This is a genomic window from Streptococcus sp. 29896 (assembly GCF_032594915.1).
Taxonomy (GTDB): Bacteria; Bacillota; Bacilli; order Lactobacillales; family Streptococcaceae; genus Streptococcus; species Streptococcus suivaginalis.
Genome location: NZ_CP118733.1, coordinates 851,136 through 876,478 on the forward strand (window position 1 = coordinate 851,136; position 25,343 = coordinate 876,478).

Genomic DNA, 25,343 nt, shown 5'->3' on the forward strand with positions numbered 1-25,343 from the left:
TAAAACGGTTTTGCTAATCAAATTTTACTTCTTCCAAAAGGAAGTTAATGAAGCGTTCTCCCATATCCGATAACATGGTTTTTTCATGCTGGATATAGACCAACTCAATCTGGTCATCGTAATCAAGTGGGATGGATACGATATTGTCACCATTTAGGTTGGAATTAAGGATACCAGTTGCGATGGTATAGCCATCCAAACCAATCAAAAGATTGAAGAGAGTTGCCCGGTCAGAAACGACGATGGATTTTTTATGGTGTTCTTGAGAGAGAATTTCTTCTGAAAAATAGAAGGAATTGTGAATCCCTTGTTCATAACTGAGATACGGAAAATCAACCAAGTCCTCCAAGGTCAAGACTTCCTTTTGAGCGAGCGGATTGGTCTTGCTGACGAAAACGTGGGGATGTGCAGTAAAAAGATGGGTGTGGCTAAGACGATTGTCGTCCAAGAGTTTTAAAAGGACATCGCGGTTAAAATTATTGAGGAATAGCACGCCAATCTCTGAACGGAAGTTTTTCACGTCATCGATGATTTCCCAAGTCCGTGTTTCCCGCAAGAAGAGCTCGTAATCTTCCATCTCTGTCTCTTTTAAGAGAGAGACGAAGGCATTGACTACAAACGCGTAGTGTTGAGAGGAGACACTAAAGAGTTTCCGCTTGGCACCAGGATTTTTATAGCGTTCTTCTAGTAGCTCAGTCTGTTCAACCACCTGACGAGCATAGGAAAGAAATTCCATACCATCCTTGGTCAAGGTAATTCCTTTTGGATTGCGGTAGAAAATCTTGATTCCCATCTCTCTTTCCAAGTCTCGTACGGCATTAGACAGGCTTGGCTGGGTGATAAATAACTGCTTTGAAGCTTCGTTCATACTGCCTGTTTCGGCAATCTTGATAATGTAATGTAACTGTTGTATTCTCATAATTCTATTGTACCATGAATTGACAAAAATATAAGAAAAATGTATAATGCCAACAATAAACCTTTAACTGAGTCCAGAGAGGCGAAGAAGGAAACAGGAATAAGAAGGCACATTCTGCCTTTTTTCGTGTAACCTTGCTAGCCAGCAAGGTTTTTTCTCTCTATCGACCTTTCTGTTTTCCCCTGAAAATAGAAAAGGAGTACAGATGGCGTTAAAAGAAGATTTAGTGATTGTTGAGCAGCAGGAGATTGCCAAAGGGATTTTTTCCCTCATCTTAGAAGGCGATATGGTTAAGAGCATGTCCTGTGGCCAATTTGTTCATATTCGAGTTCCTGACCAGTCCATGGTTCTCCGCAGACCTCTTTCGATTTCACAGATTGACACCGCAGCAAGACAGTGCCGCCTGATTTATCGAGTGGAAGGACGGGGGACGGATTATTTCTCCAAAATGACAGTGGGCCAGACCCTGAATGTTCTGGGCCCCTTGGGTAAGGGATTTCCGACTGACTTTTTGGAAAAAGGCAGAGCTGTTCTTTTGGTTGGAGGAGGGATTGGTGTTCCCCCTCTGGTTCAAGTCGCAAAAGAGGCTGCTCAAAAAGGATGTCGCGTTTTATCAGTCATTGGATTTGCTCATAAGGATGCGGTCATCTTAGAAGAAGAACTTTCAGCTTATGGTGATGTATTGGTGACCACTGATGACGGAAGTTACGGTCAGGAAGGAACTGTCGCAAAGGTGATTGATAACTTGAAAGAAGACTTTCAAGCCATCTATTCTTGCGGTGCAGCGGGGATGTTAGTTTATCTGGATAAGACTTTTCAGGACCATCCTCATGCTTATTTGTCTCTTGAGGGGCGGATGGCATGTGGCACAGGAGCCTGCTATGCCTGTGTTGTCAAGCCTAAGCAGGGGAAAAACCATGAAAATGTCCGAGTGTGTAAAGAAGGGCCAGTTTTTGAGACTGGCAGTCTGTCCTTATAGGAGGTAAAGCATGAAAAATCCACTGACTGTTTCCTTACCAGGTTTAGAGTTGAAAAATCCCATTATTCCCGCATCTGGCTGCTTTGGATTTGGGCAAGAATTTGCGGAATTTTATGACTTAAATCGCCTTGGATCCATCATGATAAAAGCGACGACTCGACATCCTCGCTATGGCAATCCAACACCTCGAGTCGCAGAGACACCGGCAGGTATGCTCAATGCCATCGGTCTGCAAAATCCAGGAGTGGATGTGGTCCTGGCTGAAAAGCTTCCCTGGTTAGCTAAACACTATCCATCATTACCAATTATTGCCAATGTCGCTGGTTTTTCTAACGACGAATATGCCTATGTATCAGGAAAGATTTCACAGGCTCCGAATGTCAAAGCCATTGAACTCAATATTTCCTGTCCCAATGTAGATCATGGCAACAATGGCTTGCTGATTGGGCAAGTTCCTGAATTGACCTATGCAGCTGTAAAGGCAGCGGTAGATGCTGCATCTGTTCCAATTTATGTCAAGTTAACACCAAGTGTGGCAGATATTACCCAACTTGCTAAGGCGGCTGAAGATGCTGGTGCAGCAGGACTCACCATGATCAATACCCTTGTAGGCATGAGGTTCCATCTCAAAAATAGACAACCGATTTTGGCGAATGGAACAGGTGGCATGTCAGGTCCAGCTATTTTTCCTGTCGCTCTAAAACTCATCCGACAGGTTGCGCAAACAACTCGTCTACCAATTATCGGTATGGGGGGTGTTGATTCAGCTGATGCTGCCCTTGAAATGATGATGGCTGGGGCGTCAGCGATTGGTGTAGGGACTGCCAATTTTACAGATCCATTCGCCTGTCCCAAGATTATTGATCAGCTACCTGAGAGGATGGATGCGTATGGAATCGAGAGTTTGGAAAGTTTGCTTCGACTTGTACAGTCTGACCTGGGTTGGGCTGATCATTGACAAGCACCAAATAAAAGAGTAGTATAGAAATAGTTAAAAACCTTTAACTGAGTCCAGAGAGGCGAAGAAGGGTCACAGGATAAATAGAGGCGGAGTCTAGGCTCTCACTCTCTTTTGGTGCAACCCTTGCTGATTTGGCAGGGGTTTTTGTGTCTGAATTTTGGAGGTCTTATGAGAGAATTATCCCCAATTATCGCCCTAGATTTTGCCAGTTTAGAGGAGGTCAAGGCCTTTCTAGCTCAGTTTCCAGCAGATGAGCATCTCTTTGTCAAGGTTGGGATGGAGCTGTATTATGCGGAAGGTCCAGCGGTCATTCGTTATATCAAGTCACTAGGTCATCGGATATTTTTAGATTTGAAATTGCATGATATTCCACATACGGTTGAGTCGGCCATGCGGGTACTAGCGACACTGGGTGTCGATATGACCAATGTCCACGCAGCAGGCGGCTTTGAGATGATGCAGGCGGCTCGGAGGGGACTAGGGCAGCAGGCTCGCTTGATTGCGGTGACCCAGTTGACGTCCACTTCAGAGGAGCAAATGCAGAGCGACCAGAACATTCAGACCAGTTTGCAGGAGTCCGTTGTCCACTACGCTCGGTTAGCAGACAGGGCCGGTTTAGACGGTGTCGTCTGTTCAGCTCAAGAAGTTGGTCTTATCAAAGAAGCCACTCAGCCAGACTTCATCTGTCTGACACCAGGCATTCGACCAAGTGGCAGTGACATCGGAGATCAAAAACGTGTCATGACTCCAGGACAAGCGGCGCAAATCGGATCTTCCTACATCGTTGTCGGCCGTCCGATTACGCAGGCGGATCATCCTCTTCAGGCCTATCAGGCTATCAAGCAGGAGTGGAGTGGTCATGACCAGTAAGATTTATCAGGCAGTGATTGACCGTCCGCTAGGCTATCAAGATTCTTGGGGAAATGTGTATCCCCTTAACTACGGCTACATTCCCAACCTCATAGCTGGTGACGGTGAAGCGCAGGATGTCTACGTCCTTTCAAGAGCCGTTGAGCAAGCAGTGACGCACTTTGAAGGTCGACTGGCTGCTGTCATTCATCGGCGAGATGATAATGAAGACAAGTGGGTCCTGACAGGAGCAGATGAAGAGGTTAGTTTGGCACAAATCACAGAAGCAACACATTTTTTAGAACAGTATTTCGATTCATGGATCGAAATGATATAGAAAAGGAGAAAATTATGACACTTTCAAGTAAAATCGCATCGCACTTATTGGATATTAAAGCAGTTTATTTGCGGCCTGACAAACCATTTACTTGGGCTTCAGGCATCAAATCTCCTATCTACACAGACAATCGCATCACCTTATCTTATCCAGATACACGCAACTTAATTGAAGATGGTTTTGTTCAAGCAATCAAGGCAGAATTTCCAGAGGTCGAAGTCATTGCAGGAACTGCAACAGCTGGAATTCCTCATGGTGCGATTGTGGCTGACCGCATGAACCTGCCATTTGCCTACATTCGTAGTAAGGCCAAGGAGCACGGAGCGGGTAATCAGGTGGAAGGACGCATTGTCAAGGGACAAAAAATGGTTGTCATTGAAGACTTGATTTCAACCGGTGGCTCTGTTTTAGATGCCGTTGCAGCTGCTGAACGAGAAGGGGCAGAAGTGCTTGGTGTGGTGGCAATTTTTACCTACCAGCTTCCAAAGGCAGACCGAAATTTTGATAATGCAGGTGTTAAACTGGTTACGCTCTGCGATTATTCTGAGCTCATCAAGGTGGCAAAAGTGCAGGGGTATATCAATGCGGACGGCCTCAGTCTCTTGAAAAAATTCCGCCAAAATCAAGAGGATTGGCAAGATTAAGAAAAACTGCGCATGATTAGTGGGAAGAAATTCATGAAAATGGTATAATTTTTTTCATGTATAGATATTTCTTTTCCATTTTGCAAAAATGCATGCTAGTGCTGACCATTTTTTGGTTGGGCACAGCCCTATATTTTCTATTTAACCTTTCTTTGCTTGCAGGATTGGCTAGTCTGATTTTTGGTTTTTTAGCTGTTCGCAAACGTGACTGGGTCAAGGCCTGCTGGAGGTACCTGATGGCACGTAAGCCATGGGTTATGGTTGCAGCTCTGCTGTTTCAGTTACTGGTCTTGTTTTCAGCAAACCTGCTGGTCCGTTCCGATGCGGCAGTTGTCTTGAATGGTGCCCTAAAAATCTTGCCAGACTTGTCCGTTTCGAGTTATTTGTCGCGCAATCCCAACAACTTGTCTTTATTTTTAGCGGAGCGCTGGCTTTATAATCTTTTGGGTGAGTGGACGATTTGGGTTTTAGAAGCCATCGGTTTTATCTGTATGAATGCAACAGCTCTCATTTTATATCGAGCCGGTAAGGACTTTCTAGACCAACAATTGGCGGATATGGCCTTTACATTTTACATGTTGATGTTGGGATTTTCTCCCTATGTCATTCAAACTTACACGGATGTTGCGGGCTTGCCTTTTTTGGCGCTTCAGGTTTACTTGATTTTGAAAGCCCTGCAATCAGAGACGGTGTCGTGGAAGAACATGTTTGGTTTGGGCTTAGTAGCAAGTCTAGCCTTTACCTTTAGACCAACTGCTGCGATTTCCATTATTGCCTTCTTCATGGTTTCGTTGTTAAAAGGCAACTGGAAGAAATTGATGCTTTCATTTTCTCTCTTTTTAATTAGTTTTGGTTTATTCTACGGTGGAAAATCCATTATAGAACAAGAGCAAAGGGAAGTTGTTATTATTCAAGATGAGGCCTTGGCCAAGAGTTGGTTGACCTTTATCAACCTTGGTTTGACCTATACAGGAACGGATCAAGAGGACATGAAGGCAGGGCTTTTGACCTACATTGATGAAGAACTGCATACTGTCTATAACAACGGAATGTTTGCTAATAAAAATGAATGGGCAGAAATCAAGCGCCGTTTGTCAGAATACACTGTTTGGACCTTTGCCCAGCATTTGGTGGTCAAGTTGAACAACACCCTATACGACGGGACCTTGAATTGGATTTATCGTAGTCCAGAATTGGAAAAAACTACCTACATCTCTCCCCTCTATCCGCTTACTCAAAATAACGGGCTTGCCCAATGGGTGCGAGAAACGATCTTAGAAAAGGATGGGGAAAATTTTAAGGCCTATCAGCTTGTGAAACAAATTTGTTGGATTTTGTTGGTGATTGGCTTGGTGTATTCTGTTACGCACTATGTACCAGATGAAAGAAGGCAATTTGTTATCTTGACGGTGTTTGGTGGTATTCTCTTTTTGATGATTTTTGAAGGTGGTAAGGCGCGCTACTTGCTTCAATTCCTACCTCAAATTGTCTTTATGGCAGCCTTTGGCTGGTCAGATTTAGTAAAGAAAGAAGGTAGAAAATGATCTCAGTAATCGTACCATGTTACAATGAGGAAGCCTCTATTCCCATCTTTTATCAGGCCATGGAAGCCGTGCGTTTGGAAATGGGAGAGGTATTTGAATATATTTTTGTAAATGATGGCTCTAAAGATCAGACGCTTGCTGTTTTACGAGAAGTTTCCAGCAAGGATCCAGCTGTGAAATACCTGTCTTTTTCACGCAATTTTGGCAAAGAAGCTGCTCTCTATGCAGGTTTGAAGGAGTCAACTGGTGAATTTGTGACAGTCATGGATGTTGATTTACAAGATCCTCCACGTATGCTGATTGAAATGAAGACCATGTTAGATGCGGATGCAGAGCTGGATTGTGTCGGAACACGTCGTGTCAATCGTGATGGTGAGCCTCCTATTCGGAGTTTTTTTGCAAAACTTTTTTATGCCTTGATGAACAAAATCAGTCAAGTAGAGGTGGTTGATGGAGCTCGAGATTTTCGTTTGATGAGACGGCAGATGGTGGATGCTATCTTAGAAGTGTCGGAATACAACCGCTTTTCAAAAGGCATTTTTGCCTGGGTTGGGTTTGAGACCAAGTACCTTCCTTACCAGAACGTTGAGCGTGTAGCAGGGGAGACAAGTTGGTCTTTCTGGTCGCTCTTGTCTTATTCGATAGAAGGGATTATCAATTTTTCCGAAGCCCCGCTTAATATCGCTTCATTTGTTGGTTTTTTCACCTTCTTACTCTCTCTCTTTCTCATGGTTGTAGTGGTTGTTAAGACCTTGGTTTTCGGAGATCCGACAATCGGCTGGCCATCGACTATTTGTATTATCCTCTTTTTAGGTGGGCTCCAATTGATGACGATTGGTATTTTAGGGAAGTACCTAGCAAAAGTCTTTATGGAAACGAAAAAACGCCCTATCTACTTGATCAAAGAAAAAAATAAATAAGGAGCTGTGATGCAACATTCTGCCTGGCATGAACAGATTAAGGCTCAGTTACCTGAGCACTATTTTGGAAAAATCAATCAGTTTCTAGATACTGTCTATACAAGTGGGACGATTTATCCACCTCGTGAAAAAGTTTTCGCTGCCATTCAGGAAACTGCCTTAGAAGATGTCAAGGTCGTGATTCTAGGGCAAGATCCCTATCACGGACCTGGTCAGGCTCAAGGTTTGTCCTTTTCAGTTCCAGAAAGCATACCCGCTCCGCCTTCTCTCCAAAATATCCTAAAAGAACTAGCGGAAGATGTAGGGGTGAAAGCAAGCCATGATTTGACATCGTGGGCGCATCAAGGAGTTCTCTTGCTCAATGCCTGTCTGACTGTACCTGCTGGCAATGCCAATGGGCATGCAGGTCAAGTTTGGGAGCCCTTTACTGATGCGATCATCCAGGTGGTGAATAACTTGGAGCAACCGGTAGTTTATATCCTCTGGGGAGCATATGCTCGAAAGAAAAAGGCTCTGATTACCAATTCACGCCATCTGATTATCGAGTCTGCCCACCCGAGTCCTCTATCAGCCTACCGTGGATTTTTTGGTAGCAGGCCCTTTTCTCAAACCAATGCCTTTCTAAGAGCCAATGGGGTTCAGGAAATCGATTGGACTCACTCTTAGAGAGATTACTGCCTTGCTTCAAAGCACTAGATAAAGGAGACGTTTTATGCTATTGATTAAAAATGGTCGGGTTTTAGATCCAAAGTCGCAGGTTGATAAGGTATGTGATATCCTAATCGATGGTCAAAAGATAGTAAAAATAGCAGAGCAGCTGGACAGTAAGGACTGTGAAGTCATTGATGCGACTGGACTGGTTGTCGCTCCAGGGCTGGTTGATGTCCATGTTCACTTTAGAGAACCTGGTCAGACCCATAAAGAAGACATTCACACTGGTGCCTTGTCAGCAGCAGCGGGTGGCTTTACATCGGTAGTGATGATGGCCAACACCAATCCAACAATCTCGACAGTTGAAACCTTGCAGGAAGTCTTGGTGTCAGCTCAAAAAGAAGCCATTCATATTTATAGCGTTGCAACGGTTACCCATCAGTTTGATGGGAAAAGTATCACGGATTTTGCCGCTTTGAAAAAAGCTGGCGCTGTTGCCTTGTCTGATGATGGCATCCCATTGACTAATGCGGCGGTTGTCCGTGCTGCCATGCAAGAAGCAAAAAAACAAGACATGCTCATCAGTTTACATGAAGAAGATCCTGATTTAAATGGAATTCTGGGATTAAATGAAGGGATTGCTGCTAAGTATTTTCATGTCTGTGGTGCAACTGGTCTGGCTGAGTATAGCATGATTGCACGAGATGCCATGATTGCGTATGAAACAGGTGCAAAAGTCCATATCCAGCACCTATCAAAAGCTGAATCAGTCAAGGTTGTGGCCTTTGCCCAAGGATTGGGTGCCAAAGTATCGGCAGAAGTTGCTCCCCAGCATTTTTCACGAACAGAAGACCTACTCCTGACCAAGGGAGCCAATGCCAAGATGAATCCCCCGCTTCGGACAGAGTCGGATCGATTGGCTGTGATTGAAGGGCTGAAATCAGGTGTCATTTCGGTAATTGCGACAGACCATGCACCGCACCATGCGGATGAAAAGGCTGTTTTAGACATCACGCAAGCTCCTTCTGGCATGACGGGTCTTGAGACCTCGCTTTCCTTGGGCTTGACCTACTTGGTTGAAGAAGGACATCTCAGCTTGATGGACTTGCTAGAAAAGATGACTCTGAATCCAGCGCGTTTGTATGGCTTGGATGCGGGTTACTTGGCTGAAGATGGTCCGGCAGATTTGGTCTTGTTTGATCCACAGGCACAACGACTGGTTGGAGAGACTTTTGCTTCAAAATCCTCAAACTCTCCATTTGTTGGTGATTTATTAAAAGGCGAAGTTTTGTTGACTATCGCTTCTGGGAATATTGTTTATCAAAAAGTCTAGGTCATCTAGGCTTTTTGTTTGAAAATGGAAAGAAAGTTTTCAGACGAGCACTTACATAATGACGAACATTTTTTGTTTGAAAAGGGTTTCAATATTTTGTTTTTCTGTAAAATAGTGTATAATACTTTAGGAAATATATTTCAGAAAGGATTTTTTATGAAGAAGAAAACTTTCCTTTTGCCAGCTTTATCTGGTCTTTTGTTGGCACCCTTTGTTTTGACAGAGGCAGTGTCAGCAGCAGAAGTTGCAACAACGCCAACGAGTGAGGCCGTTGCGGTAACAGCAGATTCAAGCAGTACAACTGCTTCAACAGCGGCTACTGGAACAACAACCAGCACTCCTACCACAGAGGCTTCTGCGTCTACTAGCGCAGCAACTCCAACCAGTGAGACAACTACTTCAACAGCAACTGAAGCAACAACGGTTGCGACAAGCGAAGTGGAAGCAGTTATTTTGCATACTAATGATGTGCATGGGCGAATCTTAGAAGACCGTGGTGTCATTGGTGATGCGAAGGCAGCTGCTATCATTGCAGATGAGCGGACAAAAGTGGCAACTACAATCGTTGTCGATGCTGGAGATGCTTTCCAAGGGATGCCAATTTCGAACAGCACTCAAGGTGAAGATAGAGCAGCCATCATGAACCAAGTTGGCTACGATGCCATGGCAGTTGGGAATCATGAATTTGATTTCGGCTTGGATCAGGCAGTGAAATACAAAGAACTGTTGAATTTCCCGCTCTTGAGTTCTAATACCTATGTAGATGGTGCTCGATTGTTTGAATCCTACACAATCGTTGATAAGGATAAAACAGTTGTCGGTGATGAATTTGTAGTCATCGGTGTGACAACGCCAGAAACAGCTACCAAAACTCACCCACAAAACATCGTGGGTGTTACCTTCAAGGAACCAATTGACGAAGTGAATTTGGTCGTTGACGAAATTGAGGCAAGAGCAGCAGCTGCTGGTGTTACCTACAAAAACTATATTATCTTGGCTCACTTAGGTGTGGACACTACAACTCCAGAATCTTGGCGTGGGGACACACTTGCAAAAGCCCTCTCAACCAATGCTAAATTGGCTGGAAAACGTGTCATCGTGATTGATGGTCATTCCCATACAGTTTCGTCAACTACTTATGGTGATAACGTAACCTACAGCCAAACTGGTTCTTATCTGAACAATATTGGTAAAATTACTCTCAAGTCCGACCAACTATTGGCTGAAACTAGCTTGATTTCAGCTGCAGATGCAGCAAGCGTGACACCAGATCCAACGATTGCAGCCTTGGTAGCAGACATTAAGACAAAATATGAAGCTGAAAACGCAGAAGTTGTGATTGCCAATAACCCAGTCGAACTCAACGGAGAACGTTCAAATGTTCGTGTTCGCGAAACGAACCTAGGTAATGTCGTTACCGATGCCCTCTATGACTACGGACAAACTGGATTTAGCAACAAATCAAGCTTGGCAGTGACCAATGGTGGTGGACTTCGTGCAAGCATTAAGAAAGATCAAGCTGTCACCAAAGGTGATATCATTGCTGTTCTTCCATTTGGAAATAGTATTTCACAAATTACAGTAACTGGTCAGCAAATCAAGGACATGTTTGAGAAGTCGGTTTCTGCACCACATCAAGTCAACAAAGAAACTGGCGAAGCTGTCTTAGATGCAAATGGTCAACCATTGCTTGAAGCAAGCGGAGGATTCTTGCACGTTTCTGGCGCCCAAGTTTTCTATGATGTCAATCTTGAAGCGGGCAATCGTGTGCAGTATATTTCAATCTGGAACCCAGATACGGAAAGCTATGATGACCTTGATTTAGAAGCAACTTACTATTTAGCAACAAATGACTTCTTAGCTGCAGGTGGTGACGGCTATACCATGCTCGGTGGTGCCCGTGAAGAGGGTCCATCTATGGATAGCGTATTTGCAACCTACTTGAAAGAAGTAGCAAGCGTTAACCTCTTAAACCTTTATGAAGAAGTAAACCCAGAAACACGCCTCTTTTCAGTAAATAGTAGCCTTGATACGGATGGCGATGGTTTTGTCGATTTTGTTGAAGAGATTCTTGGATTCGATCCGAATGATGCAACTTCAAATCCGGATGCAGTTGTGACTCCGCCAGCTGACAATTCAAATAATCAGTCAGAGACGGATTCATCTGGACAAGTTTCGTCTGACACAAACAAGGATTCAAACAAACCAGGAACTCCAGCTGTGAAAACTCCAGGACAAGCAGGTTCGAAGCAAGAAAACCAAGCTAGTCTTCCAGCTACTGGAAGCAGCCAAACTGCCCTTATTAGCATGATTGGGCTTGGATTAGCAGGCATCGGATTTGCCCTGAAAAAACGCAAAGAAGTAGAATAAAAAGGTCCATTGGACCTTTTTATCATGAGCTTTTTAATGAAAACGTGACGAACAACCCCAGGGGTTGTTTTTCTCTATTTATCAACCGCCCTTCAGCTGTTTTTTGCTCAATAAAAAAGCACCGATTCAGGCGCTTTTTTAGTAAATATTATTTTTTCTTGATTTGTCTCGTAAGGTTGAGACCAAAGGGAACCAAATTTTCCTCTTTTTTTACGATTCGCTGGATATTTTCTTTGTGGCGGATAATGACGAAAATGCCAAGAAATACGATTATCACTGTGAAAAGCAAGTCATAGTTGGTCAATAGAAAGGGGATAGTTGGAAAAAGCAGAGCTCCTAATATTGCTGCACCAGCTGCTACCACACTGGACATGGACACCATGGAAGTCAAGTAGAGGCAAAGGGTAAATACTAGAATTAAATAAAAACAGAAGGCAGGAGCAAATCCCATTAACATACCGGCCGATGTTGCCACAGCCTTTCCGCCTTTAAATTGAGCAAAGACAGGAAATGTATGCCCCAATACGGCTACTAAGCCAAAGACAATTGGAGAAATGCCTTGCGCATGCAGCAGGATGGGAAGGAGTGTTGCTAAGGTTCCTTTGAAAAAATCAATCAAAAAGACAAGAGTTCCAGCCTTTGGCCCCAGTATGCGAAAGGTATTAGTTGTTCCAGTATTTCCTGAACCATGTTCACGGATATTTATCTTGAAAAAAGCCTGACCAATCCAGAGACCAGATGGAATAGATCCCAATAAATAAGCTGTCAATAATAGTAAAACATTCAATAACATGGTTTCATTATAGCATATTTTTAGACAGTCGGAGACCAAAATGTTTTTGAATCCCTGTCCCATCGGATTCTTCAGCAGAAAAATTTTGCAAAAAAGCAAAAAAACTTGTAATATAGTAAGGATGACAAGTATGGAGGTCAGTTTTGGCTAAGAAAGAGATTAACGTAAATAACTATAATGACGATGCCATTCAGGTACTGGAAGGGTTGGATGCCGTTCGCAAACGTCCCGGTATGTATATCGGCTCTACAGACGGAAACGGCTTGCACCACATGGTCTGGGAGATTGTCGATAATGCTGTCGATGAGGCTCTTTCAGGTTTCGGTGATCGGATTGACGTGACCATTAACAAGGACGGCAGCTTGTCTGTGTCTGACCGTGGACGTGGGATGCCAGTCGGTATGCACGCTACAGGCAAGCCAACCGTCGAAGTCATCTTCACCGTTCTCCACGCAGGTGGTAAGTTCGGTCAAGGTGGCTACAAGACTTCAGGTGGTCTCCACGGGGTTGGTTCTTCGGTGGTCAATGCCCTGTCCAGCTGGTTGGAAGTTGAGATTACCCGTGATGGTGCTGTTTACAAGCAACGGTTTGAGCAGGGCGGAAAACCAGTTACGACTTTAGAGAAAATTGGTACCGCTCCAAAATCAAAAACAGGTACAAAAGTAACCTTTATGCCTGATGATACCATCTTCTCAACGACTGATTTCAAGTTCAACACCATTGCCGAACGCCTGAAAGAATCAGCCTTCTTGCTCAAACAAGTCACTATGACCTTGACAGATGAGCGGACGGGTGAGCAGGAAGAGTATCACTATGAAAATGGCGTGCAGGACTTTGTATCCTACCTCAACGAAGATAAGGAAACCCTGACACCAGTCCTCTATTTTGAAGGAGAAGATGCTGGTTTCCAAGTCCAAGTGGCCATGCAGTACAACGACGGCTATTCAGACAATATCTTGTCCTTTGTTAACAACGTTCGGACCAAGGACGGTGGTACCCACGAAACAGGTCTCAAACTGGCCATTACCAAGGCCATGAATGACTATGCCCGCAAGACCAACTTGCTCAAGGAAAAGGACAAGAACTTGGAAGGTTCTGACTACCGTGAAGGTCTGTCTGCGGTCCTTTCTATCCTTGTACCAGAAGAGCACTTGCAGTTCGAAGGGCAGACCAAGGACAAGTTGGGAAGTCCACTTGCTCGTCCTGTGGTGGACGGCATTGTATCGGACAAGCTAACCTTCTTCCTATTGGAAAATGGCGAGCTAGCATCTAATCTAGTCCGCAAGGCCATTAAGGCGCGTGACGCCCGCGAGGCTGCGCGTAAGGCGCGTGACGAATCCCGAAACGGTAAGAAAAATAAGAAGGACAAGGGCCTCCTATCAGGAAAATTAACCCCAGCCCAGTCCAAAAATCCAGCCAAAAACGAACTCTATCTGGTCGAGGGAGATTCAGCCGGAGGCTCTGCCAAACAGGGCCGTGATCGCAAGTTCCAAGCCATTCTACCTTTGCGAGGCAAGGTTATCAATACCGCCAAGGCAAAAATGGCGGACATTCTTAAAAATGAAGAAATCAACACCATGATTTACACCATTGGTGCAGGTGTCGGGTCAGATTTTACAATCGAAGATGTCAACTATGACAAGATTATTATCATGACCGATGCGGATACGGACGGTGCCCACATTCAGACCCTCTTGCTGACTTTCTTCTATCGCTACATGCGACCATTGGTAGAAGCAGGACGGGTTTACATCGCCCTTCCACCCCTCTACAAGATGTCAAAAGGCAAGGGCAAGACAGAAAAGATTGCTTATGCTTGGTCTGACGGGGAATTAGAAGATCTCCGCAAGGATTTTGGCAAGGGCTTTATCCTCCAACGCTACAAGGGACTTGGTGAGATGAATGCCGATCAGCTCTGGGAAACAACCATGAACCCTGAAACTCGTACCCTTATTCGTGTCACCATTGAAGACCTAGCCCGTGCTGAACGCCGTGTATCCGTCCTCATGGGCGACAAGGTCGAGCCACGCCGCAAGTGGATTGAAGACAATGTTAAGTTTACATTGGAGGAGAATACGGTGTTTTAGAAATTGGAATATAATTGTAAGACTACGTTATGAAATTACAAATTTGGAATGAATCATATAGTCTCCAATGGAAAGGGACCTATTTTCTTACTTTGTCTGACTATCCTAATATTCAAGATTGGGAATTAGAGAAAATTGTAGCTTTTTTAGCTTATGAGAAACTTTATGGCAGAGAGACGCAAATAGATTGTGAAGATAAAGTAATACTTGAACAACTTGACTATTTGTCTTGTTGCTCACCCACTGCATTTCCATTTACTCCTTCGAAAAAGATTGTGGCCTCAACATATGATGTTGGTGGTAATTACGTTTATTCGGATTTTTTAAGTCATACGTGTACTGTCGAAACTGCACAAGAGATTTTCAAGAGCGGTCAATTATTGTCTGCTGTTCGTGCGTTCAACAAAACTCATCAAGAACTCGTTCAGGATAATCGAAATGCAGCAGGTGACCCAGAAGATTATTTTGATTATGTCATGCTAGGTTGGTCAAATACAAGTTCAGGCTACAGACTTGCAATGGAAAGATTACTAGGGAGAGGACCAACAGAGGAAGAGCTGGGCCAATCTTTTATTCCAGGCGTAAGTTTCCATTTTAAGTACGATGACATAATCAGTGCAGATGGCTATATTTTTGATGGGTACCACCCTGCAAAGGTCAGAGATTGTTTAAGTTTGAAAAATTTATTTGCCTGTATTGTTCCCTCTAGTGAAAAATCATATTTTGAGACTATTATTCCGCTAGATATGTCTTCAAAAGTTTATTATTTAGACTATGGTCAGGAGGGGATGGCAGACTGGTCGCAAAGGGTCTATCAATTTGTTGAAAATATAGTTAACTAATATTTCAAAAATGGATATATCGTACTGAGGATTTGTAAATCTAGCACAGACAAACTATGTGAGGTGTTTTATGCCACTAAGAGTAAAATTAACAGAACGTTTTCAAAAACAGTTGACAGAATGGGCTCGAAAACGCAAGCCATTTAAAAACAAACAGGAATTGGAAGAAAAGTTTGACCAGGCGCTTGAATCTTGGAAATCGTCCAAGACAAGAGAGCGGGCAGAGGTATTGTTGTCAGACCAAGGAAAATTGGAACATTTTCTACAAGATATCGAGAAGAAATTGGCACGTTTGCCGTTCGGTGGGGATAAGTTTTCAGCTATTCCAGGTATGATTTCCATGATTCGAAGTTATGTCAGGCGAGACTATACAGCTCTTCCTAAAGGGGCCATTCTGGCAACCATTGGTGCCTTGATTTATTTCTTCAGCCCTTTGGATGCCCTGCCTGATTTCCTCTTTGGTCCTGGTTTATTAGATGATGCCTTTGTGCTCAATGCCTGCCTCAAATTAGTCAGGTCTGATGTAGATGAGTATAGGAACTGGCAAGCAAGTCAGTGGAAGGCAGAAGAGTAGCTATGATAAAGTTTTTAAGAAAAAAGCCAACTATTGAGCAACTTAAACAAGTTCCGTATGCTTCTCAGCACACAGAGGTTCTACGTTCAATTTGGCGAGCAGATGTGCCTAAATACGGGATTTCTTCTACTTTACAAGGTGAATTACTTCGACAATTAGAAAAACTTCGCTGGGAAGCTCAAGCAAATGGCAATGTCAATTGGTGTGAAGAGCACTCAAACTACTGTCGATTCATAAAGGAGACTCTCTATAAAGGAAAAGTCCTTTCTTCTCAACAGAAGCAAGAGTTAGTTTTAATAATGGATTATCTAAAATCGTGTGGTGAATATGCTCAAGCTTATCAAGAAAATTTGATTGATGATGAGGAACTAGAAATTGAGAAATTAGCATATGTTGATGATAATCTTTATGATAGAGTAGGGGATATGATTGCTTTCTTTTATCAGAGAACTTAGGTAAAGAACTAATGTTTAGCTAAGGATATAGCAATAGAAATTGCTATTTAAGGTCTCTTCCGTTCTCACTACTTAAGGTGATTATCAAAAAAGTAAAAAAGAAAGAAAATTTTATTACCCACCAAGAAACAAAGAAAGGAATGTTCAGCTAGTTTGTCTAACTGAACACGGGACTGAATCGTCCCTTTGTATCTTAATTTATGTCTAACATTCAAAACATGTCCCTTGAGGACATCATGGGAGAGCGCTTTGGTCGCTACTCCAAATACATTATTCAGGAGCGGGCTTTGCCAGACATTCGTGACGGTCTAAAGCCTGTGCAACGTCGGATTCTTTATTCCATGAATAAGGACGGCAACACGTTTGACAAGGGCTACCGCAAGTCTGCCAAGTCAGTCGGGAATATCATGGGGAATTTCCACCCACACGGTGATTCCTCTATTTATGATGCCATGGTCCGCATGAGTCAGGACTGGAAGAACCGCGAGATTTTGGTGGAGATGCACGGAAACAACGGTTCTATGGACGGCGATCCGCCTGCAGCGATGCGTTACACCGAGGCTCGCCTGTCGGAAATGGCAGGTTATTTGCTGGCCGACATCGAGAAAAAGACAGTACCATTTGCCTGGAACTTTGACGATACGGAAAAAGAACCCACTGTGCTACCAGCTGCCTTCCCTAATCTCTTGGTCAATGGAGCGACAGGAATTTCAGCAGGGTACGCGACTGATATTCCGCCGCATAATCTGGCGGAGGTCATCGATGCCGTTGTTTACATGATCGATCATCCAACAGCTAGCTTGGACAAGCTAATGGAGTTCCTGCCTGGACCAGACTTCCCAACAGGTGCCATTATCCAAGGGGCTGACGAAATCAAGAAAGCCTATGAAACTGGTAAGGGTCGTGTCGTTGTCCGTAGCCGTTGTGAAATCGAGCAACTCAAGGCAGGTAAGAAACAGATTGTCATAACCGAGATTCCGTACGAGGTCAATAAGGCTGTTCTGGTCAAGAAGATTGATGATGTCCGTGTCAACAACAAGGTGCCTGGTATTGCTGAGGTGCGTGATGAGTCAGACCGTACAGGTCTGCGGATTGCCATTGAGCTGAAAAAAGACAGCGATGAACAAACCATTCTCAACTATCTCTACAAATACACCGATCTGCAAATCAATTACAACTTCAACATGGTGGCCATTGACAATTTCACTCCGCGTCAGGTCGGCTTGCAGAAAATTCTGTCTAGCTACATCGCCCACCGCCGTGAGATTATCATTGCTCGTTCTAAGTTTGACAAGGAAAAGGCAGAGAAACGCCTCCATATCGTAGAAGGCTTGATCCGTGTTATTTCTATTTTGGACGAGGTCATTGCCCTTATCCGTGCCTCTGAAAACAAGGCGGATGCTAAGGAAAACTTGAAAGTCAGCTATGAGTTTAGCGAGGAACAGGCAGAAGCAATCGTGACCTTGCAACTCTACCGCTTGACCAATACCGACATTGTGACCTTGGAAAATGAAGAAGCAGCCCTACGCGAGCAGATTCAGACCTTGGCAGCCATTATCGGTGATGAGCGGACCATGTTCAATCTCATGAAGAAGGAACTGCGTGAGGTTAAGAAGCAGTTTGGCAATCCTCGTTTGAGTGAATTGCAGGATCAGGCAGAAACGATTGAGATTGACACCGCCAGCTTGATTGTCGAAGAAGAAACCTTTGTCAGCGTGACCAAGGCAGGTTATATCAAACGGACAAGTCCTCGTTCATTCAATGCCTCAACCCTTGAAGAAATGGGCAAGCGAGAGGATGATCAGCTGATATTCTTGCAAAATGCTAAGACAACTCAGCACCTCTTGCTCTTTACCAATCTTGGAAATGTCATTTACCGACCTGTCCATGAACTGACAGATATTCGTTGGAAGGACATCGGTGAACACCTGAGCCAGACCCTGATGAACTTTGATACCAATGAAGAGATTATCTTCGCTGAACTGGTTGAGAATTTTGAAGAGGGAACTTATTTCGCGGTGACTAAATACGGTCAAATCAAACGTGTGGAGCGGAAGGAGTTTGCTCCATGGCGGACTTACAAGTCTAAGTCAACCAAGTATGCCAAACTTAAAGATGACAAAGATGTGGTTATTACTGTATCGCCTGTAGTTTTGGACGACATCATGCTCATCACAGAAAAGGGCTACGCTCTGCGATTTAACATCGAAGAAGTGCCAATCATCGGTGCCAAGGCGGCCGGTGTCAAGGCGGTCAACCTCAAGGATGGGGATGTGGTGGCTGCGGCCTTTATCAGCAATACCAGCTCAGTTTATCTCCTGACCCAGCGTGGTAGTTTGAAGCGGATGGCGGCGGAGGAAATCCCTGTGACCAGCCGTGCCAAGCGTGGTTTGCAGGTGCTTCGCGAACTCAAGGCTAAGCCTCACCGTGTCTTTGCGGCGGGTCCAGTCTTGACGGATCAGGGAGATTTTGACCTCTTTAGTACAGCAAATGAAGATGAAACGACAAGTCAAGTGCTTCACGTGCAGTCTAAAACGGGCAAACTCTATGAGGTTGATGTGACCCAGCTTAGCCTGTCTGAACGCACTAGCAACGGTAGCTTTATCTCAGAAACCATTTCTGATGAGGAAGTCCAGTCTGCCTGGGTCAAATAGGAGAAGCAAGTGAAGAAGAAATACCTTGCTCTGGCCATTCTGATCGCAGTCATGGTTTTGACATTGCTTGCCATGAAAGTCTTTCCTACCTTTGAGGACTGGCTTCACCAGCTGACTGGTTGGTACTAATCGAGGCCTGTAAGGCAGTCTTTTTGCTATATTGTAGAGGAGGTAAATGCTATGAAAGTTATCAAATTATTTTTCAGTATAAAAGTCTATCTATGGCTTGTTCTTTCCTTCTTTCTGTTATTGTGCGGTGTATGGGGATATGGCTACATCTCTGGTGAAAAGAGTAATCAGCAGGAAGTGAGTGTCCATACGGCTATTGAGTCTGTCGAGCAAGTCAATGAATTGGTATTTCTAAATACAGCTGTCCAGAAAATTGTGACCGCTAAAAACTACACGGTCTTATTTGGTCAAGAAATGCCCTTCTCAGAAAAATCAGCCCTCTTAATTATCAAGTACAAGGCAAAATTTGGTATCAAAAGTCCTGTATCCATTGAACATCTTTCTGAAAATCGGTACAAAATTACCCTTCCAGCCTTTAAAGTTATTGGATTGGAATTAGATGCAGAAGAACCTTATACTTTATATGATAAGAGTGGTGAGATACTGAGTTTTGCGACAGAAGAAATCGATACTGCCCAACTCATCACAGATGAATTTCAGTCAGTAGAGCAAGAAAAGTTTTTAGCAGATTATCAGGATGACATAAAAGAGTCAGCTAAAAACTACTATCAAAATTTGTTTAAGGCAATTTCACCTGAAATTCAACTAGAATTTGTTTTTAAAGAGTAAGAGTCTGGTTTACCAGGCTTTTTCTTATATTCACAAAATTTTCTGAATTTTTAATTGAAAATCACTTTCAAAAGTAGTAAAATAGTAAAAAATACCTTTGGAGAATATCTATGACAGTAACAATCGACTGGGAAAACCTTGGTTTTTCTTATTTGAAACTACCTTACCGCTTCATTGCTCATTTCAAAAACGGCCAATGGTCTGAAGGGCAATTGACCGAAGATGCGGAACTGCACATTTCAGAAAGCTCACCAGCCCTTCACTATGGTCAGCAAGCTTTTGAAGGCCTCAAGGCCTATCGCACTAAGGAGGGGAAACTCCAGCTCTTTCGTCCAGACCAAAACGCTGAGCGCCTTCAACGAACTGCTGATCGCTTGCTCATGGAGCCTGTACCGACGGACCTTTTCATCAAGGCTTGTAAAGAGGTGGTCAAAGCCAATGCAGATTACGTTCCTCCCTATGGAACTGGTGGCACGCTCTATCTCCGCCCGCTCCTGATTGGTGTCGGCGACATCATCGGCGTAAAACCAGCAGAAGAGTACATTTTCACCGTTTTTGCCATGCCGGTCGGAAACTACTTCAAGGGTGGTTTGGCTCCGACCAACTTCCTCATTCAGGACAAGTACGACCGTGCGGCACCAAATGGAACAGGGGCAGCTAAGGTTGGTGGCAACTATGCAGCATCGCTCTTGCCGGGCCAATATGCTAAAAAGCAGGGCTTCTCAGACGTCATCTATCTGGACCCAGCTACCCACACCAAGATTGAAGAAGTAGGGTCTGCTAATTTCTTTGGTATTACAGCCAATAACGAGTTTGTCACACCGATTTCACCATCAATCTTGCCGTCCATTACCAAGTATTCTCTCTTGTATTTGGCAGAGCATCGTCTGGGAATGAAGGCAGTGGAACGAGAAGTCCTTGTCGAAGAATTAGACCAGTTTGTCGAAGCAGGAGCTTGCGGAACAGCTGCAGTCATCTCACCAATTGGTGGTATCCAGATTGCAGACAAACTTCATGTTTTCCATAGCGAAACAGAAGTAGGACCTGTCACGCGTAAATTATATGACGAATTAACAGGCATCCAGTTTGGTGATATTGAAGCGCCAGAAGGTTGGATTGTCGAGATTTAGTCCCTAAAACACTCAGCATTTTGCTGGGTGTTTTGATTTTTTTAATAAGATTAATATATATAATTTATGTTCAAAATTGACAACTTTGTGGTAGAATAGAATGGTAGTATATTAATATAAAACGGAGTTGTTTATGAATCAGCAGAATGCAGAACTCATCGATATTTTTGATTTGTTAAAAATCATTCGTAAGAATATTGTCTTCCTATTTTTTTCCATCATTTTTTGTAGCGGGCTGTCGGTTCTATATGCTCGAATGTTTGTCCCAGCAGAGTACCAGTCAGAAGCGCAGATTCTAGTTACTCAAGCTCAGGCAGATTCCAGTAACCAAATTGGGACCATCAAGGCTAATATTGATATGATTCCCACTTATCGAGATATTTTATATGGGATTCCTGTGCTAGGGCCTGTGGCAGACAAATCAGAAGGACGCTATTCTGTTTCTGAATTACAAAAGCATTTGACCTTCAAACAATCCGAAAATTCCCAGGCATTTTCGATTGCGATCCGTTTGGATTCTGCTAAATCTGCTCAAGAAACCTTGGCCAATATTACCAATCAATTTACAGATATCTTGACAGAAATTTACGGTGAAAACATCAATAAGATTGTTATTCTATCTCCGGCTTCTTTCCAAGATAAAAAAGTTGCTCCCTCCATGGTGCGCTTTGTCATTTTAGGAGCTGTAGTGGGGATGACCTTATCCAGTCTATTCTTGGTTGTACGTCGCCTAATGGACCATACAATCAGCAATCACGATTACCTTGAGGCTGAGGGCTTGACCTTGATGACGGAACTGTACTCCCTCAAGGATAAGGAAGTTTCCAGCACGTACTTTATCAGAGATGCTAAGAGAAATTAGAGGTCATTATGTTTAAGAAACAGAAACGATTACGTACACAGTCAAAACAGCGAGCAGGCGCACCCTTGTTTACCTATATGCAGCCATTTAGCCTAAATTCGGAACAAATCCGTGTGCTCCGGACGAACCTTGAGTACGCGCGTGTCAACGGCAACTTGAAATCACTTCTCGTGACGTCGTCTATTCCAGCAGAAGGAAAATCAACCACAGCAGCCAACTTAGCATACAGTTTGGCATCAATCGGAAAGCGAGTCCTCCTAGTAGATGCGGATTTGCGCAAACCAACCGTCCATCGTACCTTTAAGTTGGCCAATACCGTCGGCTTATCTGAGGCTATTTTGCATCGTGAAACCCAATATACAAAGTTTGTTGACTATGTACATGAGTTGGATTTATTTGTACTGACAACAGGCAGTCTACCACCCAATCCATCAGAACTCTTGAATTCACAAAATATGAAGAGTCTGATGCAGGAGTTGACCGACTATTTTGACTATGTGATTTATGATGCTCCGCCAGTAACCAGTGTGGCAGATGCTCAGATTTTGGCTAGTCAAGTCGATGGTGTCTTGTTAGTCGTTCGCCAAGGCTATGTTCAGAAAAATGAAGTTCACAAGGCAGTTCAGTTATTGCGGAATGTCAAAGCCAATCTCATCGGCTATGTTATGAACGACGTTCCATTAGAAGCGGAGAAAAACTACTATTACGGTGAGAAATAAGGAATAGAAGATGAATAGAATATATAAACAGACAATCTTAATAATCTTTGACTTATCGATGATTGGACTGTCAATGGTACTCAGTCAAGCATTTTTAGACATCATTATTTCTGTTTCAAAATTTAATCTATTAGCAAACTATATTGTTGTCTGTCTTGCTTACTTAGTCATGTCTTATAAGCTAAAGATTTTCTTCTGGCTGACTCGTTTTACGGACTACAGGGCTCTCTTAAAAATCAGCTTTAGCTTGTTTGTATCTTACTTGCTCTGCATTCCTTATGGTTTCTTGGCAAATATGACCATAAGTTACCGATTTTTAATCATTTCTTTAGCAACATCCATGATTTTGATGCTGTTTCCTCGTTTAATTTGGCGTGCCAAATACGAATGGAAAACAAAAAATACCAAATGCAACAATGTTAAAAAGAAGACCTTAATTATTGGAGCAGGGGATGGTGGCTATTTGTTTATCAAAACCATCGTTGATAAAAAACTCAATTACGATATTGTTGGAATTGTTGATGATGATCCGACCAAGCATGGAGGCTATATTTACGAGATTCGTGTCATTGGTGGCAGAAAGGATATCCCTAAAATTGTTCATGAATTGGAAGTTGAACAAGTGGTCATTGCGATACCATCTCTGACCATCAAGGATAAGGAAGAAATTCTTGATATCTGTAATGCTCATCGTGTCAAAGTCTTGACAATGCCCCATATCGAAGAAATTTTATCCGATGACTTTTCGACCAATACCGTTAAAGATATTGACATCGCTGATTTGTTGGATCGACCTGAAATCGTACTGGATCAAGAAACAATTGGTGATTTCCTTCGTGGAAAGACTATCCTGGTGACAGGGGCAGGGGGGTCTATTGGTTCTGAGATTTGTCGCCAGGTTTCCAAGTATTTACCGAAACGCCTTTTGTTACTGGGGCATGGAGAAAATTCAATTTACCAAATCCATCGCGAACTCCAAGCTAAAATTGGCACAAAAGTAGAGATTATACCCTTGATTGCGGATATTCAAGATCAAGAAGTGATTGACTCGATTATGGCAACTTACCGACCAAACCTTGTTTACCATGCGGCTGCACACAAGCATGTCCCTCTTATGGAATCCAATCCAAAAGAAGCAATCAAAAACAATATCTACGGGACAAAAAATGTTGCAGAAGCTGCCAAGAAATACGGCGTAGAAAAGTTTGTGATGGTATCAACAGATAAGGCTGTTAACCCACCAAACGTGATGGGGGCGACTAAAAGGATTGCAGAAATGATTGTCACAGCCTTAAATGAAAATAGTAAGACACAATTTGTAGCTGTCCGCTTTGGCAACGTCTTGGGGAGTCGAGGTAGTGTCGTACCCCTCTTCAAGGAACAGATAAGCACAGGTGGACCTGTAACGGTAACGGATTTCCGAATGACTCGTTACTTTATGACCATCCCAGAGGCCAGCAGCTTGGTTGTGCAGGCTAGTTTTTTGGCAAATGGAGGAGAAGTTTTCGTCTTGGATATGGGCGAGCCTGTTAAAATTGTCGATTTGGCCAAAAAGGTCATCAAACTAAGTGGTTTTAGCGAAGATGAAATTGCTATTGTGGAATCAGGCATCCGACCAGGAGAAAAGTTATATGAGGAATTGTTAGCGAGCAGTGAACGGGTTAGCAATCAAGTTCACCAAAAGATATTTGTCGGTCGTGTTCAAGAAAAATCGAGTAAAGAAGTGGACACTTTCCTATCTGATTTAGCCAAACAATCGACGAGTGAGCTCAAGAAAAAATTAGTAGCATTTGCAAAACAGGAGTAAACATGAAACGAATCTATCTGGCGTCTCCTCACATGAGTGAAGGAAAGTTTGAAGAAGCTTTTGTACAAGAAGCTTTTGATACCAATTGGGTTGCACCACTTGGGAAGAATGTCGATGAATTTGAAACAGAAGTATCCCACTTGCTAGGAGGCAGACCTTGTGTTGCTTTATCATCTGGGACAGCAGCCATGCATTTGGCACTTAAGAATCTTGGGATTCAAGAAGGTGATTATGTCTTTTGTCAGTCTCTGACATTTTCTGCAAGTGCCAATCCGATTGTTTATGAGAAAGCCATTCCAGTCTTTATCGATTCAGAGAAAGAGACTTGGAATATGGATCCAGTAGCTTTGCGAGAGGCATTTAAAACTTATACCCCCAAAGCTGTTATAGTTGTGCATCTCTATGGTATCACCGCAAAAATTGATGAGATACGGACTATTTGTGCCGAATACCAGGTTCCTTTGATTGAAGATGCGGCAGAAAGTCTGGGTACAATCTACCAAAACCAATGGACAGGAACCTTTGGTCAGCAGGCGATTCTTTCCTTCAATGGAAATAAGATTATTACTACTTCTGGAGGGGGAATGCTTGTTACAAGTCAAGAAGAGCAAGCAAGTTTTTCTCGATTTTTGGCGACTCAAGCGCGTGATCAAGCACCGCATTACCAACATAGTCACATCGGTTATAACTACCGTATGAGTAATATCTGTGCAGGTATCGGTCGTGGGCAATTACAGGTCTTAGAAGAACGCATTGAACAAAAACGGCACATTCACCAGCGTTATCTAGAAGGTTTTGGTGATATAGGTGACATTAGTCTTTTATCAGAGCGTTTAGGCGAACGTTCCAATTATTGGTTATCAGCTATTCAGATCACTTCTAAAAATGTAAGACCATCCATGCTGATGGAGGCTTTAGCAAAAGAAAATATTGAGTCCAGACCAGTTTGGAAACCGATGCATTTACAGCCTGTTTTTGAAGATGCACCGTATTTTGGTGGAGAAGTTGCAGCGGACTTGTTCGAAAATGGCCTCTGCCTACCAAGTGATACCAAAATGACTGATGAGGACATTGATAAGGTTATTGGAATTATCAGAAGCTTTTGGGAGTAAAAG

Annotated in this window: 23 protein-coding genes; 21 read left to right on the forward strand and 2 right to left on the reverse strand. The window is 43.3% G+C overall.

Annotated elements, in window-relative coordinates; genetic code table 11:
* Nucleotides 1–13: 13 nt before the first annotated feature.
* Nucleotides 14–919 (reverse strand): LysR family transcriptional regulator, encoded by a 906-nt coding sequence (locus tag PXH68_RS03920; protein ID WP_158454686.1) that lies wholly within the window; start codon nucleotides 917–919, stop codon nucleotides 14–16.
* A 205-nt stretch (nucleotides 920–1,124) separates the two neighbouring features.
* On the opposite strand from PXH68_RS03920, the gene PXH68_RS03925 reads away from it, so the two are divergent.
* The 10 genes from PXH68_RS03925 to nt5e all read left to right on the forward strand — a co-directional run bounded on the left by PXH68_RS03925 (nucleotide 1,125) and on the right by nt5e (nucleotide 11,507).
* Nucleotides 1,125–1,898 carry a dihydroorotate dehydrogenase electron transfer subunit gene (locus PXH68_RS03925; RefSeq protein ID WP_248028069.1) on the forward strand — a complete coding sequence of 258 codons (774 nt, stop codon included), beginning with the start codon at nucleotides 1,125–1,127 and terminating at the stop codon, nucleotides 1,896–1,898.
* 10 nt (nucleotides 1,899–1,908) lie between these two features.
* The gene (locus PXH68_RS03930) at nucleotides 1,909–2,856 is read left to right on the forward strand and encodes a dihydroorotate dehydrogenase (protein ID WP_248028067.1); all 948 of its coding nucleotides are present in this window, start codon (nucleotides 1,909–1,911) and stop codon (nucleotides 2,854–2,856) included.
* A 171-nt stretch (nucleotides 2,857–3,027) separates the two neighbouring features.
* The gene (gene pyrF, locus PXH68_RS03935) at nucleotides 3,028–3,729 is read left to right on the forward strand and encodes an orotidine-5'-phosphate decarboxylase (RefSeq protein ID WP_248028065.1); all 702 of its coding nucleotides are present in this window, start codon (nucleotides 3,028–3,030) and stop codon (nucleotides 3,727–3,729) included.
* A complete protein-coding gene (locus PXH68_RS03940) occupies nucleotides 3,719–4,045 on the forward strand; it encodes an inorganic diphosphatase (protein WP_248028063.1) in 327 nt (108 codons plus the stop codon). The genes pyrF and PXH68_RS03940 overlap by 11 nt, the downstream gene beginning before the upstream one ends.
* A gap of 14 nt (nucleotides 4,046–4,059) precedes the next feature.
* Nucleotides 4,060–4,689: an orotate phosphoribosyltransferase gene (gene pyrE, locus PXH68_RS03945; protein ID WP_205030656.1), complete on the forward strand. Its 630-nt coding sequence runs from the start codon at nucleotides 4,060–4,062 to the stop codon at nucleotides 4,687–4,689.
* A 236-nt stretch (nucleotides 4,690–4,925) separates the two neighbouring features.
* Nucleotides 4,926–6,233, forward strand: coding sequence for a glycosyltransferase family 39 protein (locus PXH68_RS03950; RefSeq protein WP_398582971.1), 1,308 nt, complete (start codon nucleotides 4,926–4,928; stop codon nucleotides 6,231–6,233).
* Nucleotides 6,230–7,153: a glycosyltransferase family 2 protein gene (locus tag PXH68_RS03955; protein WP_205030658.1), complete on the forward strand. Its 924-nt coding sequence runs from the start codon at nucleotides 6,230–6,232 to the stop codon at nucleotides 7,151–7,153. Before PXH68_RS03950 ends, PXH68_RS03955 begins: the two co-directional genes overlap by 4 nt.
* Before the next feature lie 9 nt (nucleotides 7,154–7,162).
* Nucleotides 7,163–7,819 carry a uracil-DNA glycosylase gene (locus tag PXH68_RS03960; protein WP_248028059.1) on the forward strand — a complete coding sequence of 219 codons (657 nt, stop codon included), beginning with the start codon at nucleotides 7,163–7,165 and terminating at the stop codon, nucleotides 7,817–7,819.
* A gap of 46 nt (nucleotides 7,820–7,865) precedes the next feature.
* Nucleotides 7,866–9,137 carry a dihydroorotase gene (locus PXH68_RS03965; protein ID WP_248028057.1) on the forward strand — a complete coding sequence of 424 codons (1,272 nt, stop codon included), beginning with the start codon at nucleotides 7,866–7,868 and terminating at the stop codon, nucleotides 9,135–9,137.
* A gap of 156 nt (nucleotides 9,138–9,293) precedes the next feature.
* On the forward strand, nucleotides 9,294–11,507 hold the full coding sequence (gene nt5e / locus PXH68_RS03970; protein WP_248028055.1) for a cell surface ecto-5'-nucleotidase Nt5e: 2,214 nt from the start codon (nucleotides 9,294–9,296) through the stop codon (nucleotides 11,505–11,507).
* Nucleotides 11,508–11,655: 148 nt separating this feature from the next.
* On the opposite strand, the gene plsY is transcribed toward nt5e, so the two are convergent.
* Nucleotides 11,656–12,300: a glycerol-3-phosphate 1-O-acyltransferase PlsY gene (plsY, locus tag PXH68_RS03975; protein WP_248028054.1), complete on the reverse strand. Its 645-nt coding sequence runs from the start codon at nucleotides 12,298–12,300 to the stop codon at nucleotides 11,656–11,658.
* A 143-nt stretch (nucleotides 12,301–12,443) separates the two neighbouring features.
* Here plsY and parE point away from each other — a divergent pair, with 143 nt between their 5' ends.
* The 11 genes from parE to PXH68_RS04030 all read left to right on the forward strand — a co-directional run bounded on the left by parE (nucleotide 12,444) and on the right by PXH68_RS04030 (nucleotide 25,340).
* Nucleotides 12,444–14,387 (forward strand): DNA topoisomerase IV subunit B, encoded by a 1,944-nt coding sequence (parE, locus tag PXH68_RS03980; RefSeq protein WP_248028052.1) that lies wholly within the window; start codon nucleotides 12,444–12,446, stop codon nucleotides 14,385–14,387.
* Between the two features lie 29 nt (nucleotides 14,388–14,416).
* Nucleotides 14,417–15,229, forward strand: a complete 813-nt coding sequence (locus PXH68_RS03985; protein WP_172099699.1) for a phosphate ABC transporter ATPase — start codon at nucleotides 14,417–14,419, stop codon at nucleotides 15,227–15,229.
* A 70-nt stretch (nucleotides 15,230–15,299) separates the two neighbouring features.
* Nucleotides 15,300–15,803 carry a YkvA family protein gene (locus PXH68_RS03990; RefSeq protein ID WP_248028050.1) on the forward strand — a complete coding sequence of 168 codons (504 nt, stop codon included), beginning with the start codon at nucleotides 15,300–15,302 and terminating at the stop codon, nucleotides 15,801–15,803.
* A 2-nt stretch (nucleotides 15,804–15,805) separates the two neighbouring features.
* Nucleotides 15,806–16,258 carry a hypothetical protein gene (locus PXH68_RS03995; protein WP_248028048.1) on the forward strand — a complete coding sequence of 151 codons (453 nt, stop codon included), beginning with the start codon at nucleotides 15,806–15,808 and terminating at the stop codon, nucleotides 16,256–16,258.
* 200 nt (nucleotides 16,259–16,458) lie between these two features.
* A complete protein-coding gene (gene parC, locus PXH68_RS04000) occupies nucleotides 16,459–18,912 on the forward strand; it encodes a DNA topoisomerase IV subunit A (protein ID WP_248028047.1) in 2,454 nt (817 codons plus the stop codon).
* 180 nt (nucleotides 18,913–19,092) lie between these two features.
* Nucleotides 19,093–19,710, forward strand: coding sequence for a DUF4230 domain-containing protein (locus PXH68_RS04005; RefSeq protein ID WP_248028045.1), 618 nt, complete (start codon nucleotides 19,093–19,095; stop codon nucleotides 19,708–19,710).
* 110 nt (nucleotides 19,711–19,820) lie between these two features.
* Nucleotides 19,821–20,840, forward strand: coding sequence for a branched-chain amino acid aminotransferase (locus PXH68_RS04010; RefSeq protein WP_248028043.1), 1,020 nt, complete (start codon nucleotides 19,821–19,823; stop codon nucleotides 20,838–20,840).
* 133 nt (nucleotides 20,841–20,973) lie between these two features.
* On the forward strand, nucleotides 20,974–21,702 hold the full coding sequence (locus PXH68_RS04015; protein WP_248028042.1) for a YveK family protein: 729 nt from the start codon (nucleotides 20,974–20,976) through the stop codon (nucleotides 21,700–21,702).
* A gap of 8 nt (nucleotides 21,703–21,710) precedes the next feature.
* Nucleotides 21,711–22,421, forward strand: a complete 711-nt coding sequence (locus PXH68_RS04020) for a CpsD/CapB family tyrosine-protein kinase (RefSeq protein WP_238336203.1) — start codon at nucleotides 21,711–21,713, stop codon at nucleotides 22,419–22,421.
* 10 nt (nucleotides 22,422–22,431) lie between these two features.
* Entirely contained in the window at nucleotides 22,432–24,228 is a 1,797-nt protein-coding gene (locus PXH68_RS04025; protein ID WP_248028039.1) for a polysaccharide biosynthesis protein, read from the forward strand.
* Nucleotides 24,229–24,230: 2 nt separating this feature from the next.
* Nucleotides 24,231–25,340: a DegT/DnrJ/EryC1/StrS family aminotransferase gene (locus PXH68_RS04030; protein WP_248028038.1), complete on the forward strand. Its 1,110-nt coding sequence runs from the start codon at nucleotides 24,231–24,233 to the stop codon at nucleotides 25,338–25,340.
* The last annotated feature ends 3 nt before the right edge of the window (nucleotides 25,341–25,343 follow it).